Annotated in this window: 13 protein-coding genes and 1 pseudogene; 10 read left to right on the top strand and 4 right to left on the bottom strand. The window is 59.2% G+C overall.

Translation table 11 applies throughout. The features are described 5' to 3' along the window. Positions 1 to 202 precede the first annotated feature (202 nt). The 6 genes from ATE48_RS08265 (at position 203) to ATE48_RS08240 (ending at position 6,119) form a co-directional block, all read left to right on the top strand. Complete coding sequence (locus ATE48_RS08265) at positions 203 to 943, top strand: LuxR family transcriptional regulator (RefSeq protein ID WP_066770019.1); 741 nt, start codon at positions 203 to 205, stop codon at positions 941 to 943. Between the two features lie 90 nt (positions 944 to 1,033). Next, positions 1,034 to 1,663 carry an acyl-homoserine-lactone synthase gene (locus ATE48_RS08260; RefSeq protein ID WP_066770016.1) on the top strand — a complete coding sequence of 210 codons (630 nt, stop codon included), beginning with the start codon at positions 1,034 to 1,036 and terminating at the stop codon, positions 1,661 to 1,663. Positions 1,664 to 1,677: 14 nt separating this feature from the next. Further along, positions 1,678 to 2,547: a phytanoyl-CoA dioxygenase family protein gene (locus ATE48_RS08255; RefSeq protein WP_066770014.1), complete on the top strand. Its 870-nt coding sequence runs from the start codon at positions 1,678 to 1,680 to the stop codon at positions 2,545 to 2,547. A gap of 1 nt (position 2,548) precedes the next feature. Further along, positions 2,549 to 3,169, top strand: coding sequence for a GntR family transcriptional regulator (locus ATE48_RS08250; protein WP_066770012.1), 621 nt, complete (start codon positions 2,549 to 2,551; stop codon positions 3,167 to 3,169). 442 nt (positions 3,170 to 3,611) lie between these two features. Continuing rightward, positions 3,612 to 4,247, top strand: a complete 636-nt coding sequence (locus ATE48_RS08245) for a lasso peptide biosynthesis B2 protein (protein ID WP_066770010.1) — start codon at positions 3,612 to 3,614, stop codon at positions 4,245 to 4,247. A 165-nt stretch (positions 4,248 to 4,412) separates the two neighbouring features. Further along, positions 4,413 to 6,119 (top strand): asparagine synthase-related protein, encoded by a 1,707-nt coding sequence (locus tag ATE48_RS08240; protein ID WP_228126865.1) that lies wholly within the window; start codon positions 4,413 to 4,415, stop codon positions 6,117 to 6,119. On the opposite strand, the gene ATE48_RS08235 is transcribed toward ATE48_RS08240, so the two are convergent. From ATE48_RS08235 to ATE48_RS20430, 4 genes and pseudogenes are all read right to left on the bottom strand, one after another. Further along, positions 6,062 to 8,143: an Atxe2 family lasso peptide isopeptidase gene (locus ATE48_RS08235; protein ID WP_066770007.1), complete on the bottom strand. Its 2,082-nt coding sequence runs from the start codon at positions 8,141 to 8,143 to the stop codon at positions 6,062 to 6,064. The genes ATE48_RS08240 and ATE48_RS08235 overlap by 58 nt on opposite strands. A 4-nt stretch (positions 8,144 to 8,147) precedes the next feature. Next, positions 8,148 to 11,108: a TonB-dependent receptor gene (locus ATE48_RS08230; protein WP_066770005.1), complete on the bottom strand. Its 2,961-nt coding sequence runs from the start codon at positions 11,106 to 11,108 to the stop codon at positions 8,148 to 8,150. A 139-nt stretch (positions 11,109 to 11,247) separates the two neighbouring features. Next, the gene (locus ATE48_RS08225) at positions 11,248 to 12,030 is read right to left on the bottom strand and encodes a FecR family protein (RefSeq protein WP_228126864.1); all 783 of its coding nucleotides are present in this window, start codon (positions 12,028 to 12,030) and stop codon (positions 11,248 to 11,250) included. A gap of 60 nt (positions 12,031 to 12,090) precedes the next feature. Then, positions 12,091 to 12,366 (bottom strand): annotated as a pseudogene (locus ATE48_RS20430) (hypothetical protein); the annotation flags it as partial. Positions 12,367 to 12,633: 267 nt separating this feature from the next. Between ATE48_RS20430 and ATE48_RS08220 the strand changes: the two are divergent. The 4 genes from ATE48_RS08220 to ATE48_RS08205 all read left to right on the top strand — a co-directional run bounded on the left by ATE48_RS08220 (position 12,634) and on the right by ATE48_RS08205 (position 16,462). Continuing rightward, on the top strand, positions 12,634 to 13,128 hold the full coding sequence (locus ATE48_RS08220) for a hypothetical protein (RefSeq protein WP_156767683.1): 495 nt from the start codon (positions 12,634 to 12,636) through the stop codon (positions 13,126 to 13,128). Positions 13,129 to 13,206: 78 nt separating this feature from the next. Next, positions 13,207 to 13,572: a helix-turn-helix domain-containing protein gene (locus ATE48_RS20425; RefSeq protein ID WP_418219399.1), complete on the top strand. Its 366-nt coding sequence runs from the start codon at positions 13,207 to 13,209 to the stop codon at positions 13,570 to 13,572. Then, positions 13,569 to 14,816: a type II toxin-antitoxin system HipA family toxin gene (locus tag ATE48_RS08210; RefSeq protein WP_066769996.1), complete on the top strand. Its 1,248-nt coding sequence runs from the start codon at positions 13,569 to 13,571 to the stop codon at positions 14,814 to 14,816. Before ATE48_RS20425 ends, ATE48_RS08210 begins: the two co-directional genes overlap by 4 nt. Before the next feature lie 989 nt (positions 14,817 to 15,805). Next, positions 15,806 to 16,462: a hypothetical protein gene (locus ATE48_RS08205; protein ID WP_066769993.1), complete on the top strand. Its 657-nt coding sequence runs from the start codon at positions 15,806 to 15,808 to the stop codon at positions 16,460 to 16,462. Positions 16,463 to 16,554: the final 92 nt, after the last annotated feature.

The following is a 16,554-nucleotide window of genomic DNA, read 5'->3' as shown; positions in this document are numbered from 1 at the left end:
CAAAGAGAGCGTTAGCGTCCCTCGATGCGGTGCGCCGACGCGGGCAAGATTCCCCATTGCGTAAGCGAACTCGCGGGTTTCGGCCTTGCCGGCGTGCGCCAGCACACGCGTGTGAGAGACAGATCAGCCGATCTTCCGCGCATTGGCTTGCAAGGCGGCGAGGCTATGATCTTTACTGCAAGGGCATTCAACGGAGGTTGAAATGCCAAAGAGCAAAGTCGCGCTGGACTTCCTCGAGTTTTGCGAAAGACAGACCGACGCGGCTTTAATTGAAAAGCGGTTCGTGTCGACGTTAGAGGGGCTCGGCTATCGCTATATCGCTTGCGCGTCGCACGTTGATCCGCTGCGACCGCGGCCGGGCGGCGTCAGCATCGTCAATTATCCCACCCCTTGGCTGGAGCAATATTCGTCAGGCAATTTTGCCTTGATCGATCCGGTGCTCTTGGCGGCGCGGGTGATGCCCGCGCCATTTAATTGGGCGGACGCGCTTGGCCATATGCGCCTCAATCGCCAGCAAAAGCGCGTGCTCGCCGAGGGCGCGTCCTTTGGCTTGTCGGCTGGGCTGACAATTCCGTTGCGCTCGCCTGATATCGTGCCGGCTTCTTGCTCGCTCGTTGCCGGTCCTGATGGTGTCGACCCCTTATATTTGGCTGAGACCCTGATGATCGTGGTCTTTGGGCATGGCGCGATGCATCGGTGTTTAAATCCAAACGCGATCAGAGAGCCTGTTGTTCTGGCGCGGCGCGAGCGCGAATGTTTAGCGCTGGTCGGGCGCGGCAAAAGCGATTGGGTGATTGGCGAGGTTTTGGGTTTGAGTGCGCGGACAGCCCACAACGCAATCGAACGCGCGAAGAGACGCTACGGCGTTTCCGGTCGTGTCCAAGCGGTGATGCGGGCTGTTTTCGATGGGCAAATCATGGTCGACGATTTGTCCGATGGCTGAGTCTTTTTCGGAGTCAATAGGTCCAGTGGGACCTATTTCGGCGATCTAAAAAACCCCGCATCGTTCTGACCCCCAGAGGTTGGAGCGCACATGATCTACATTGTTTCCGCAGAAAATCGGCGCCGGTTTCATCACCTGCTGACTGAGATGCACCGTCAGCGCAAAGCGGTGTTCATCGACAAATTGAAGTGGCGTTTGGACCATAGCGCTGGACTTGAGATTGATTGTTACGACAGCGCTGAAGCGATCTACTTGATTGAGACGGATCCGGCGACGGCATCGATAACGTCGTCGGTGCGGCTGTTGCCGACGCATGTTCCTCATCTTTTGAGCGAGCATTTTTCAGATCTGTGCGACACGCCCGCGCCGCGTGGCTCTCATGTTTGGGAAGCTACGCGCTTTTGTCCGGCGCCGGCGACGCCCATCGGCGCGCCGCGCCGCGCACTTCTCGGACGCATGATCGCAGGGATCATCGAGACCGCCTTTATTTTTGGTATCGAGCAAGTGACTTACGTCACCGATGCGGCGCTCGCACCTTTGGCGTTGCGCGCGGGTTGGAATGCGCGCGCCTTGGGTCCTGGTCGCGGTCGCGGCCGTCACAAGATTCAGGCCTTCGTTGCCGACATCAATAGCGAGGGTCTGCGGCGTGTCCGTCAAAGCTACGGCATCGGCGCGCCGTTAATCCGTTTTGTACCTGCCGACTTGGCCAAAGCAGCTTGAGGGAAGCGAAGACAATGTCTCAGTCTGTGCACGAGTTTGCGCTTTGCCCTGATTTGGCTGCGCTGGAGCGTGATGGGTTTGTCATTCTCGAAGACGCGATGGCGGTCGACGAGCTTGCGGCGCTAAAAGATGAGTTGGAGCCTTGGCTGCAGCGCACGCCCCGTTGTGAGGGTGATTTTCATGGCTGGTCGACAACGCGCGTCAACGGCCTTTTGTCAAAGTCGCCGACGGTGCAGCGATTGGCGCTTCATCCACGTTTGTTGGCGCTTGCTGAAGCTGCTTTGGCGCCGGCGTGCGACTGCATAAGGCTAAATCTTACCCAAGCCATTCGTATCCATCCTGGCCAGAGGGCGCAGGCGCCGCACCGAGATCAGGAGATGTGGCCCGCCGACTCCAAGGGACAAATCTGGTCGCTGAACGTGATGTGGGCGGTCAGCGACTTTACGGTCGCGAACGGCGCCACGCGACTTTGGCCGGGTAGCCATCGCCAGGCCGTAGCCCGTGACATTGATCCTGGTCGCGCCGTTCAAGCGCAGATGACGGCAGGCTCAGCGCTCGTCTATCTGGGTACTCTTATGCATAGCGGCGGCGCCAATTGCTCGCTGGTTGATCGCACAGGAATTGTCGTCGGGTATTGCGCTGGCTGGCTGCGCACCTACGAAGAACAATTTTTGGCTTATCCGCCCAACATTGCGCGCGCCTTTCCTGAGCCCTTGCAGCGGCTTATCGGCTATCAGTGGCACAGACCCAATCTCGGCAATTGGGAAGGGCAAGATCCGATTGCCGTGTTGCAAAATGGTCAAAGCTGCGCTGCGCATCGCGATGCCTTGCCGCCGGCGATAGAAGCTGAGCTCAAGGCCCTCGTAGACGCCGGCAAGCTCTAACATGCCGGTTGAACGCACAGCAGCGCGCCGGGCCTTTGAGGAGATCAAGGCGCGCATACGCGATGGGCGATTGCCGGTGCGCTCTCACATCGATGTGGAGGCGCTGGCCGAAGATCTCGCTTTAAGTTCAATGCCGGTCCGCCAAGCGCTGGCTATTCTTGTCTGGGAGGGCCTCGTCAAGGCTGGCCAGCGATCTGGCTATGAAGTCAGTTTATGGTCAGAAGCTGAGCTCGCTTATCTTTACGAGTGGCGTGGCGTTTTGTTCGCTCTGGCTTTGCCCAATTCAGCAGACGGCGCAGAGCTGCAGCGCGCGACGAGGATATTGCCCTATCCGGAATCGATGTTTGCGGTGATGCGACTTATTGAGGCCAGCGCCAATCCTGAATTGCGCCGCGCGGGCGCTAATGCGGACGAGCGACTTTACCTTGCTCGCAAAGCCGAGATTGAGGTTCTGGGCGATGTGCAGGGTGAGCTTCAGACTTTGATTGACGCGCTTGCGCACCGGTCGAAACGCACGTCGGTTCTGCTCAAGGCCCATACTCGACGCCGCGTCCAAAGCGTGCGTCTGCTCCGCCAGCATGTTGTCTTGCGTGCGCTACCCAACAATGGCGCGCCTGGTTGAGCCAAACGCACGATCGGCAAACTGATCTTCACGATTATCAGATCGGTGATCGGTGTTTTCGGCGGGAAGATGACATCGGGCGATAAGGCCCGATGGAGGAAAACATGCTTGAACAAGCAATTGATCTCGTCGAACTGGGCGCGGCCAGTGAACTCACGTTGGGCATCAAAGAGACCGACGCGGTCGAAGATCTCAATGGCGAGGATTATCGCGACTGACGCCAACGGCTGATGTGGCGCGGCGCTGCCCGCGCCACATTCTTTGAAAGATCCACTCAAGCTGAAAGACAGTGTCATGCAAGAGCATTTGCAAACCGATCATGTGATCGATCTGGGCGAGGCTTCTGTGCTCACTCTTGGCATCCCTTGGGCGCCCGCCTTTGAGGAGCTGATGGGCGAAGACTATCGCGACTAATGATCCGCGTCGGGGCAGGGAGGGTCGCATGGACGATGCATCACGCATCGAGCTTATAAGGCTCTTCTTGCCCCGGCGTGTTTATGCATGCATCGCCGGTGATTGGATTGTGTTCTTGGACGCCGTTCAAGATCGCTATTTCGCCATGCCCGCAGATACTGACCTTGGCCACGTTCGCGCAAATATTGCTGAACGCGGTGTGAGAGATGGCGCTTCGCCGCACGCGATAAGTCGGCTCGCACCAAACGAAAAGGCAAGATCAATAGGGGAGCGTGCTTTGGCCCGGCTGCCCGATATGGTTCTTGTAATCGAAGCGGCTTGTTGGGCCCATTGGATCATAAAAGATCGGCGCTTGGCTTTTGCGTTTGATTGGATCGAAGTTCAAAAGCGCGCCTTAGACGCCAGCGCATCATTGAATGTATCGGCTATTGGGGCACACAGTGTCTTCGAGCGGGCGCGCGTTTGGATCCCAAAGCGCTATGTCTGTCTCTTCAATGCACTGACGCTTATCCGGTTTCTTTTGCGCAAGCGGGTCAGGGCGAGTTTGGTCTTTGGCGTGCGCGCCATGCCGTTTGCCGCCCATTGCTGGGTGGTGGTCGATGGCCGCATCCTTGATGCGGGAGAGGAAGATTGTGCTTCGTTTTCCGAGATCGTGCGCCTTTGAATGGCCCGGGTATTTATCCTCCGATGGACGCCGTGTGATTGGGATGAGGAGCGTCGTCGCCGGGCCCTTTGGGCAGAGATTGCAGGCGAGCGTGCCTGGACCAAGTTTCTAGATCGACGCGGCGTCTTGGGTCATTACGCCCTTGCGGGTTCGGATCGCGCGCCAATGCTTTTGCACGGCGCACAAGGGGCGATATTTGGTTCGTTGTTTCAGCGTCAGCGGCTGGGCGCTGCGCCGCTTGGCGATATTACTCCATCGCAGACATCGCGTTTGGTGGAGAGTGGACGCGGCGCAGAATTGTCGCGCGACTACTGGGGAGCCTATTTGGCGGTGCTGCATGACACCGGCCAGGACGAATTGGTTATTGTCCGCGAGGCCGCCGGCGCCCATCCGATCTATTACGGTCGCTTGGGCAAGAGCATGGCGGTGTTCTCGCATGCGGAGGATTTTCTAGCGCTGGCGGACGAAGCGCAGCCGGATTTTGAATTTCTCTCTGCCTTCTGCGCGCAATCTCGGCTGGTGACGCCGCGCACAGCCATCAAAGACGTTCGTGAACTTATGGCTGGCGAGGAGCTCTGCCTTGGTCGTGCGCCCGGCGCCGTAGCGAAATGCGTGGTTTGGGCGCCCATTGCCAACGCCCGTAGCTTTACCTCGGAGGAGTTTGATGCCGCCGCCGGCGGGTTACGCGAAACTGTCTTCGCGGTTGCGCGATCATGGTCGCAAACCTCCTCTGAGATCGTCCACCGTCTTTCTGGCGGCTTGGATTCGAGCATTGTGCTTGGCGCGCTGAAGCGGGCGACGACAGGCGAGCTTCTCGCCGTCAATGCATTTCCAGCCGATGTGGCAGAAGGTGATGAACGACGCTACGCACGGGCAGCGGCGGACGCTTCGGACACGCGATTGATCGAAGTCGCGATGTCGCCCGCGCACATCTCCTATGAGCGGTTGCTAGATGCATATTTCAGCGCCAAACCATCGCGCGCCGCGATGAGCTTTACCGATCCGACGATGGGGCGCGCCATAGCAGCAGAGATGAACTCGCCTTTGGTCACGTCGGGCCAGGGCGGCGATCAGGTTTTTCATCGCTTGCGCACTCCGCTTATTGCCGCTGATGCTTGGTGCGACGGATGTGATTTGGCCGAGCTGCAGCGGATTATGGTCGACACTGCGCGACTGGCGCGGCGTCCAATTTGGGACGTGTTTGGCGCAGTGTTGAAATATGGCTTGCTACGTCAGCCGTTGGCGTCTGGTCCATTTGGCTCGCGAGCTCGGGGTTGCGAGCCTGACGCGATAAAGACGCTTTTGAACGAGCATGCCTGGGCGCGGGTGCGGGCGGCGGCGTCTCCGGCGCGCGCGATGCGCATCGCGCACATCATGGATCTACAATATTATCATCAGCCCAATGGTCTGAATGCGCAGTTTGCCACCCATCCGATCTTGGCTTCGCAACCGATTATTGAGTTTTGTCTACGTGTGCCACCTTATGTGATGACTTGGGGCGGGCGTGAACGCGCTCTTGCGCGCGCCGCGTTTCAAGACGTCATTCCGGGCGAGGTGTTGGCGCGAACCGGTAAGGGTGACACGACGCGATATCATGTTGCCGCATTGGCGCGACAATTGCCATTCATGCGTGAGATGCTGATCGGGGGCGAACTCGAGCGCGCAGAGATCATAGATGGCGTGGAGTTGCGAGAGGCGCTCTCTCGGGATGTGATGTCAGAAGGATCACGAAGCGGATTTTTATCCAGCGCCTTGCTTGCAGAAATCTGGCTACGCAGATTTTACGCATTGCAGCGACGCTTCGTCGAACCTGGTCATCGGCCGGAACCGCCGGATGGCTCGTCCGCGTCGTCGGAGGCGCCCCAAGCCTGACGCATCGCCTGCCAGCGACTGCGTGTGTCGTTATCGCTTGGCGAGACGTCGCGTAACCAAAAGTCGAGCCATGCGAGGGTGCGTTCTCTCGTCGCCCAAATCTGCGCGGGACGCCATTTGATGTGGTAGGCGCCGGGATAGAGGTAGCTCTCTATTGGCGCTGAAGAGCCTTCCTGGTGCGCGAGGAGGGGGAAGGCGCGCAGCGCCTCGGTCTCCGACAAGTTCAACATCAAGGCTGTGTTGATGGGGGCATTGCGCAGCGTCGGACTATTTTCGCGCCACCATGCATAGAACGCGCCGGTTTGATCCCACGGCGGACTAAAGCCGATGTCGTTGCGGCGCGATTGGCGAAACTGGCGCGATTGCAGCACATAGGCGATGGGATCGCCCGGTGGAGAGCTGGCGACCGCGGCGCGGAAGCTTGGTCCGTCGAGCAGCATGTCAAACAAGGTTTCGGCGCCATCGCTCATGCCTGTGATCGCGATTCGACTTTGATCAACGAGATGTCGGCGCTGGAGCTCCGAAAGGAACCATAGGATCGCTTGGCGTTTGATTGTGTTTTCGCTGTCGTCGAGTTCGGTTTCGCGCGCGAGTTCATGATAGCTCAGCCGAGCCCCGCGGATGTCGAATTCGGGCCGGTCGACATTGAGGACAAAATAGCCGCGTGCCGAGAGTGGAAAAATCGGCGTATCCGCGCCGGTGCCAGCGTTGAGAAAACCGCGGGCGCGATATTGGACAATGACCGCCGGATAGGTTGTGCCTCGGCGATAGTTCAAAGGGTAGATGAGCTGCGCGAACGATTGATTGCCCTCAGAGTCGGTATAGTCCAAGCGCTCGATCCGCGGCGTTCTAACTGCTCTCCATGCTGGATTGGGATCATAGAGGACGCGCTCGGCGCCGGTTTCGATATCGATGCGGACAAGCCGACGAGGTTGGGTGGCGAAGTCCTGCAGACAAGCGAGCCCGTTCTCGACGAGGATGCACCCCTCCAGCCGATCGGCGCTTCGGCGAATGCGTCTGATATTGTCCCCCGCCGATGTCGCTTCACTAGCGTTCATCTCGCGCTCGCTTGCGGTCCTGTCGGGACGCCATTCGTAGAGCGCCGTCCAAAATCCGGCGTGTCCTTCCAAGCGTCGAAAGACGATGCGTTCGCTGTTTCCAGAAGCAAGACGCCAGCTCTCTTTGAGTGCGCCGCTACATGCCGCGGCTAGGCAGATCAATTCGCCCTCGCCGCTCTCAGAAAAGACGCCAAGCGCCGGTGCGTAAGCGCGTGATTGTCGGTCTCGTTGGCGCACGTGAAGGTCTGCCGGCGTGTTGAGGCGGGCGCGCTCATCGGCGCTTGCGGGGCGCACATGTCCGTCGATGAGCGAGAGCCGGCTGATTTCACCGCCACTGTCTTCATCGGGGAGAGGACGCAAGGCGTAAAGCGGCGCGAAGGCTTCATCGACCCTGAAGCCGTCTCGTTCGTCGCGGTCACGCTGCGCTTCTATCGCTTGGCGTGAGGTTTGCGTCTCTACGATGAGCGCATCGCCATCTGCGCTGAGTGTAAAGCGGCGAACATCGCCCGGTGGTGCGAAAATTTGTCTGTTCTCGGCGCCGTCTCTGCGCACGCGCCAAATCTCGGCGCCTCGTGCGGTCAGCGCCGTATAATAGACCCATTGGCTATCGGCCGACCAGATCGGGCGCCGATCAAAAGGTGCGCCGGAGCGCCGCCCGCGACTCGATGCCAGAATGATATCGCCAGCTTCTGCGATGATGCGATGGGCGCCCGTGCTTATGTCGACGACGACAAGGAGGTGCTGGTATTGGTTTTGACCAAGATCGATGCGGCGTTCAAAGAACGCCAGTTCTTCGCCATTAGGCGCGGCCACGACGTTTGCCTCAATGAGGCCGCCGATTTCGTGGAGATCGAAAAGATCTTCAGAGCGCGCTTCATGAGCGCGGGTTGTGCGCCGCTCGGCATCTGCCGGCGGCGACAACAAAATGGCGCCCAACGCGGCGCCTAAGGCGATGAGGCGCTTCATCGTCTTACCAACGTTGGCGCAGTTCGAGCGTGATGACTCGGCCCAAGGGGGACGCGTTAGAGGCGTCATAGGCGTAGCCGGTGGAATTATTTACGAACGGCGGATCTTCGTCCAAGAGGTTTTGCACGCTCAATGCGATCTGGGCGCCGCCGTCTTCACCGCGCCAATCGAGTGCAGCGCGCATGTCATAGGTGATGAACTCGTCGATGGGACGCGCCGGGATGGAGACATTGTCGGTGTAATTGTCGAGATAATTTGCGCTCAGTCCGATGTTCCAGATCCCGTTGCGCCAATTGGCGCCGACGCGGCCACGAAGATCGACCGGGCCGTTTAGTGTATTGAGCGCCCGAACGGGGACCCCGCCAGGGGTGATCGTGAGCTCGTGATCGAATAAGATGCTGACAGCGCCGCTCCAGGTGAGTTCACCCAAAGGTAGATCGTGTGCGTAGACAGCAGACAGATCGAGTCCGGTCACGTTTTGACTGGAGAGATTGACGCGCCGGCGATCAATGATGACTTCGATGCCATCTGCTGGAAGCGTGCCGGTCGGTGTGCCCAAGGCGAGATACGAATTGATGAACGCAAGGTCTGGATCGCGAAAGACGATGCTCTCAAACCCTGCCGGGTTGGCGAGGATGACAAAGGGTGAACCGGGTGCGGCGACGCGGTCTTCGAATGCAATGTTGAAATAGGTGGCGCTGGCGCGCAGTCCCGGCGCCCACGAAGGTTGCACCTCAATACCTGCCGTCCAAGATTCCGCGCGCTCTGGTTTAAGATCACGATTGGAGCCGGCAATGGCGAGAACGCCGGTCGAGCCGTTATCGGCGAGGGGATCTTGGGCTGCCGTCGCGGTCAAATATGAAAGCCCGACGCCGCCCAACATGTCCTGGAAGAGTGGTCCCTTGAAGGAGCGCCCCCACGATGCGCGCAGGGCGAGGCCTTGGGTGAGTTCCCAGAGCATGCCCACGCGCGGGGTGATCTCGTCGCCATAATCACTTGCGCTTTCTCGGCGGGCAGAGAGCGAGAGATCGAAATTGCGAACCAACGGGACGTGATTGTCTTCACTGATGAGCGGCAGGCTAAGTTCGGCAAATAGCGCTTCAACGACGCGCTCGCCTGGCGCAGCTGTCGGGCTGACGGTCGTACCGGAATTATGAATTTCAAAGCGGCTGAAGCGGAAGGTTTCTTCGCGGCGCTCAGCGCCGACGGCGGCGCGGATGAGGCCGCCCCAGATGCGCCAAAGCGGGCCGTCCGCTTTCAGGGTGAAGTTCGTGGTAATCCCACGCGAGAACGAGGTTTGATCGAACGCGATAGCTTCGAGCACCGCGGCATTGGTGTTGGAACCGTCGGCAAATGGATTGAAGGCGGTGGCCAAATTGTTGCTGGCGAGGAATGGCGCAATCGTCGGCGAGTCAAAATAGTTGAGCGTGTCGACGGTTTCTTCGCTGCGTGCGAGGGAGATGGACCCTTCTAGGCGCCAATCATTGTCGAAATTGAACGCGCCGCCAGTGATAAGCGAGAAGGCTTGCGTTTTGGTAGTCGTAATGACTGGGCCGAGATCGGCGCCAAAGTGATAGGCGATCGTGAGATCGCCTTGGCCGAGGAAGAGGTTGTTGAGTTGGCGATAGGCGTTCGATTCAGGCACGATCAAATTCGCCCCGAGGTTCTCGCGTTCAGAATAGGAACGCCGGTCTGCAGCGACGAGGTCGGCGAACATTTCAAAGTGAGGTGAAAACTCCTGCGCTGCACTCAGAAAGATTGCGTGGCTCTCCTGGCGCGGCAGCAACCAAGCGTCGCGGTTGATATTTCCAAAATTCGGCGCGCCACTGATGAGATTTGCTTCAGATAGCGAGGTGCCATCTTGGCCGCGTGGAATGGCAAGACTTACAGTCGTTGCACCAATGCGTGTGATGTTGCCGGGGTTGGAGTTTATGCGTTCGAAATTGGAGCCGCCCCAAGGCCGAAAGTCCGCAGTCGCAGTGAAGTCGCGTTCCAAAATATCAACTTCGCCGCGGCGGCGATAATCATAGCCGGCGGTCAGATGTCCGCTGGACCAGTTAAAGCCGGTGAGGTGGGAAGCGCCGAAATCTTCGGCCCCGCCCTGTGTCGCGCCGCCATATCTCAATGCGCTTTCGGCGCCCTCGAAATTGCCGTTCAAAATGATATTGACGACACCGCCGACAGCGTCTGCGCCATACGTGGCCGAGGCGCCGTCGGCGAGAACTTCGATCCGTTCGACAGCGCTCAAGGGAATTGTGGAGATATCTATGAAATTGCCGGCGCCGGCTGGCGCGAGGCGTCGGCCATTGACGAGCGTCAGCGTGGCGTCGGCGCCCAACCCGCGCAGATCGACAGTTGAGCCAAAAGTGAAGTTCGATCGCGCGTTGAGTGTTCCTTCTTGGGTCGCTTCGTTTTGACTGCCGGCAAAATTTTGCGGCAGCGTTTGCACGACGTCCTGAACGCTGGTGCGTCCGGTGTCTTCGATCGCGGCGCGGTCGAGAACTATAACGTTTGCGCCAATCGGGCCTTCGCCGCGAATGCGCGTGCCGGTAACGACGAGGTCGTCGGCGACGGACGCGTCATCGCCGTTGGCGGTGGACTGGGGGCGCGCGCGCTCGATGCGAATGACGCCATCGACATCGGCGCGCGCGCGAAGGCCAGATCCAGCAACAATTTCGGCAAGCGCATTCCTGGGGGTGAAGCGGCCGCGCACCGAGCTGGATCTCAGGCCTTCAACGTCAGCTTGTGAGAACAGAATTTGCATATCTGAGCGCGCCGCAAACGCGATCAGGGCAGCGCTCAAGTCTTGAGCAGGGATATCGTATTCAATTGTGGCGGCAGCTTCACTCGGGGCGATCTGCGCGTGCGCTGGCGCACTCAATGCAAGATGTGAGACCGAGCTCAGCGCCAATGCCAAAATTGAGCGCAGGCCGTGACGGCGCGTACGCGCCAGTTCTTTTCCCATGTTTCACTCCCCAGCACCGCTCGGATCGGCGGCTTCTGAAGAGAGAGACAAATGAGCGCCTTGGATTACGCAGGCGAAGGCGCGCTATGGCGAAATAATTTTACCTGACCGGAAGCTCTGGCCGGCGCGGAGCTGGTCTTTAGAAGGTTGCAGTCGAACTTAAGAGGATGGCGCCGTCTTCTTGGCGTTCAGACTGAATGGCGAGATTGTCGCGGAGCAATACCAAAAATGCCTCTACATCGTTGGCGCGGACAAGTCCGCCGACGCGAAGGCCGGCCAAAGCTGGATCTGCAAACCGGAAGCTGACCCCGTTTTGACGCGCCACATCGTTGGTCGCTTCTTCAAGAGGCTCGCCGTCGAACGCCAGCATGCCTTCGCGCCAGAGCGTACGGCGTTCGACCACCGGCGCGCTGATTGCGGCCAAGGACAGGGTTTGGGGACTGATCACGAGTTCTGTCTCGGGGCCCGCTTGGATTTCCATGCCGGTGGAGAGGAATTGGCGTTGTGTGGCTCGCACTGTTCCCGAAATCAGCGTGATCCGGGCGCCTTGCGCTAAGACTTTGACCAGGACCTTGGAATTATCGGCGTCCAGCTCTCCAAATCGGGTGCGGATGATAAAGCGCCGGGCGGTGTTGGCGGCGATGGTGAAGAGAGCCTCGCCAGCGCTCAGTGAAACCTCTTGCAAGCGGGCGCTCGAGCGCACGCTAAATTGGGTTTGTGCATTCATCGCAATGGTTGTGCCGTCACCGAGCGTGATGTCGCGTTGTTCACCGGTTCCGGTTTGATAGGCGGGTGAGGGCGGTTTAGCCCAAATCAAATAGGCGCCTGCGCCTAAAGCTGCGGCAGCGCCGATGCCTGCGCCGGCGATCAGGGAGCGGCGCGAGGGCCGCGCGTGATCAATTGCGGCGCTGCCCTCGAGCACGCCGCGGCTCTCAAGCGTCGCGAGGAGGTCGAGCTTGTTCCAAGTTTTTGCAACGGCTTCGAACGCTGGTCGATGATCGGCTCTGCGAGCGAGCCAGGCATGAAATCGTCGGACATTGTTTTGGTCCCAGTCAGCGCCGTCAAAGAGCACAACCCAGGCGCTGGCTTCTCGCTCGGCGCGCGTCGGTTTAGCGCTTTCTTTCAGGGCTGTGGCTCCAGCATGCGATCTCGGCGAGGCCGCGGTGGTGAAACTAGCTGAACTCTGTTGAGATGATCTAGGGGTGCAGGTCGGGGCCGAGCGCCAGTCGCGAACCGCACGTTCGGCTCTAATGCTCATTGATAGGGCGGATCACAATCTTTGTCATTGTCAATAGGTCCAACGGGACCCATTGAATCGCGTCACGTTATGGTTTTGCTTTTCAGCAGCAATCGGTGAGACGGTTTTGGTCGCCCGCGAAAGGGACGAGACGCTAGCCGGCGTTTATTTGGGGGCGTGACGAACCATTGGTGCGTGATGTTGCGCGGCGATTGCATCGGGAGGCGCGCGATGGCGAGCCCTAAACCTTTGCGTCGGCCGCCGGCGTACCGTGATCAACCAGAGCAAATGTCGCTTTTTGACGGGGAACCTGAAGCACTGAAGTCGGATCCGATCAAGGATGTGGCGCCGCTCAAGCCGCAACCCATCGACAGCAAGCCAGATGACGATGCAGCGGATGTTCCCGCCTTGCAGCCACCGGAGGCGCCTGGGCGCGCCAAGGCGAAGGCCTGCGCGCCGAGCGCCAAGCGCAAGAAGCTTACGCTTGCTCCGTCTGATATCGTCAAAGTTGCGGACATGCCGCTCTATTCGGAAGACGCAATTGAATCCGCTTTGGAGTCGATGAAGCAATTACCGGCGACGCAGCTTTGGTTCACCTACAAAGATATCCAGTACTATTTCGGCGTCTCGCGCGCGACCGTGATGCGTCGACTACAAAAGCGTTTGGTGCCGGGCGTCAGGATGATTGGCGCTAGTGTTCTTGAAGACTCCGCCATCCGTCGGTTTGATCGCGTGCAGATGCGTTGGCTGCTGTTGTCGCTGCGGTGTAGGCGAGAGTCGTAGCCGGGCTAGGGTGGCTGTTGAGGAGCCAGTGATCATGTAGAGCGCGCCGCCTCGCTGGGGTGGATTTTGCGGCCACGAATGGCCGGTTATATTGACATTCGCGCGTTAATCGGCCATATATGGCCGATGATTAAGACGTCGACCGAGATTCTTGTGGCTCTAGGGGAAGCTCTCCGCGCCCGTCGCGTCGCCCTGAATCTGTCGCAAGAGGAGGCCGCCCGGCGCGCGGGCATAGGCGTGCGAACGTTGCGACGGATAGAAAGTGCAGGACAGGGCACGATCGAAAGTTTGGTCAATGTAGCTGTGGCGATGCGTTGCGAAGAAAAGCTAGGCGATATTTTTCCATTGCCGCCGGCGCGCAGCATGGATGAGCTCATGCAGCAGCAGCGCCAAGCTGCAGAACTTAAGCGACCCCAGCGGGCGCGTAGAATGACGCCACGATGAAATTGCCCCTTGGCGCTCCGTTGCGAGTTTCGCTGGAGTTCAGTTCATCGCGCCCGCGTTTGCGCGCTGCACGTTTGGCAATGGATAAAGGTGTTGCACAACTTGAGTGGTCGCCGGAACTCATAGCCAGCGCGCTTAATCTTGCGGGACTTAATTATCCGCCGGCGCCGGGTTTGCACGCTGCGCGCACACACAGCTTTAATGGGCTGCACGGTTTTTTGGCTGACGCATTGCCCGAAGGTTGGGGGCATTTGGTTATGCGCAAGCGCCTCGCTAAGCTCGGTGTGGACATTGCTTCACTGACTGCGGTTGAACAGCTTGCGTTGGTGGGCGACGCTGGAAGAGGCGCGCTGGTGTTCGAACCGGCGACTGCGCCTAGCGACGAGGTCGAAACGCTGGATCTCGATGCGCTGGCCGATGACGCCGCGGCGATTCTGAGTGGTGATGACGGCGAACTCGCTGAAACACTTGCGAGGCTCGCTGGCGGCTCTGGTGGCGCACGGCCGAAGGTACATGTTGGTTTTGACGATGAAGGCCACATCTCGGTCGGTTCAGGCGAGATTGCACCAGGGCATTCAGCGTGGATCGTGAAATTTCGCGCGCCAGAAGACCCGGTCGACATCGGCCCGCTTGAATATGCCTACGCGTCTATGGCGCGTTCGGCGCATATCGACGTGCCGGACCACCGGCTTATTGAATCCGCGAAAAGGCCAGGGTACTTCGCGGCCCGTCGTTTTGATCGCCCTGAGCCAGGCGTACGGCTGCACATGCTCTCATTGTCGGGTGCTATTGAGTCGCCACCTCAGACCCCTTCAAGCTACGACACGTTGCTGCGCGCCACGCGCGCTATGACGCGCCGCGCCGAAGATGTAGCGATGATCGTGCGGCGCATGCTGTTTAATGTTCTTGCGCACAATCGTGACGACCACACGCGACAGCATGCGTTCTTAATGGATGATAGGGGCGATTGGCGCTTGTCGCCTGCATACGATCTAACTTATGCCGCCGGTCCAGGCGGCGAGCATTATCTTGATGTGGAAGGTGAAGGGCGCACGCCCACGCGTGGTCATGTGGAGGCGCTCGCGAGCCGCCATGGGCTCTCTGATAAGCAGACGGCGGCCGCTATTGACGATGTTCGATCCGCGGTATCCGGATGGAACGCGATAGCAAAGAGTGTAGGGGTAAGTGCGGCCACGAGAAAGTTAGTCGCTGAAGCGCATGAGCGCGTTTGGGCAAATTTCTGAGAAAAGTCTCAAGCGTGAATTGCGTAATTTGACGGTCGCGCCTCAGATTGGCGCCAGTGTTCTCGAAGACTCCGCCATCCGTCGGCTTGATCGCGTGCAGATGCGTTGGCTGCTATTGTTGCTGCGTTGTGCGCGAGAGTAAGGCGCGTAGCGCAGATAACGTACGAGCACAGGCCGCACGGGAAGTTCGAGTCTGCGCCTCGCGAAAAGGCGGCTTGCGCGGGCGGGGGCGGCGATGCGCGCGCTGCGAGATGCGGATTTCAACTAAACCATCGCGGACGCTCTGCGTCCGTCGTGTTGCATTGAAGCTATTGCAACAGGAGGCGCGCAAAGCGCGTCGGCCTGCGAGTTTTGCGATGGGGAGTTCGGGACGTGGCACGATCGAAAAGCCTCGTCAGCGCCGCGGTCGCGCTGCGTTGCGAAGGCAAAGCGCATGAGCGCGTGTGGGAAGATCTTAAGAGAGGTGGAACTCTATCCCGCGTAACGCGAACGTCGCCGCCTCAGAACGCTCGTGGCCATCGAATTCTTTGCGCCCGACGCTGTTCAACTAGTTCCCGTATCAACGTCAGTCTAAAATCTTCGATAGGCTCACTGGGGTATGCACTGGGGTACATTGGCTGTCGCGAACAACTAACGCACTGATCAATTGAAGCTTTTTCTCTGCCGCAAATCCCTCTCTGTCCGCCTTCTGCTCGGCGCACAACGAGACAGGGAAGGACGCCAGTTTTGGCGAAGGATCAGCCGGATCACGGTGTGCCAACGCGGCTCGGGGCGTCTCAAGGCGTTGCAGTGTGGCTCAAACTGAGAGCCCATTCGGTGTCGCTGGCAATTGCGAGCCGGCAACTGCAATTTGTAGCAGATTGTCTGATGACGCTTGCGTTCGGGGCATTGGTAATCATGTGACGAGGCGACAGTGTATGGCCCTAAACGGACATTGACACAACGCCGCCGGTTGCGCTGCTACACGCGGAGACGGGAGCGAACATGCCATGGCACGGCTGCTAATAGTCTCGCTGACGGTATTCTTGTCGGCCTGCGTCCCGAATGAGCATTTGGCCCAGGCCTGCCGCGACGAGCCCGCCAATTGGCGCCGTCAGGTTGTTATGGCGGACACCGTTCTCACGGCGGATTTTGTGAATTTGCTGGAACCGCGTCTGACTTGGACGCACGACAGTGGCCGAGGTGTTCAGCCTGGCTTCAATCCCTGTACAAGTTGCATTCGGTTGCTAGAAGCGGGTTTTCCGACAATCGAATATCTGCCTACGTCGTCAACGTCTCTGGATCGCGTTTGGCGTTATAGCCTTGCTGATGCCGGTGACCCGCGTTGCGAATTCAACGTGTCGCAATTCGACCAGCCTCCGACGGGTAAGTGCTTGGCTGTGGAACGCGACGTTGCGCGCTCGGCTCAGTATGCTCTCCATCTATTTATCACCGACACGAACTCGCATGGCATCGACGTGTGGAACTTTGAACTCGTCGATCTAGTCGATCGCGCGGTGGTTGCTCACGGTACCGAGTTCACTCAGACCGGATGGGAGACTCCGATGTATGGCTGCGAGGCGGTACACGCCGATCGAGGACATGGGCGGGATCAAGCTCGTGATTTCGTGGAGGGGTCGGTTCAGCCGCGAGAGACGCAAGACTAACGTCCGCAACCGGCGAACTTAGGCCGGTCACCGGCTGCTGACGCCAGCGTCAGGTTTCGATCGACCAAGCCATTCGTGTTTTTGTACGCGGC

This window comes from Candidatus Viadribacter manganicus (assembly GCF_001679665.1).
GTDB lineage: Bacteria > Pseudomonadota > Alphaproteobacteria > Caulobacterales > Aquidulcibacteraceae > Vitreimonas > Vitreimonas manganica.
Note: the sequence above shows the minus strand (reverse complement) of the source record. Positions and strands in the feature narration are given on the sequence as shown.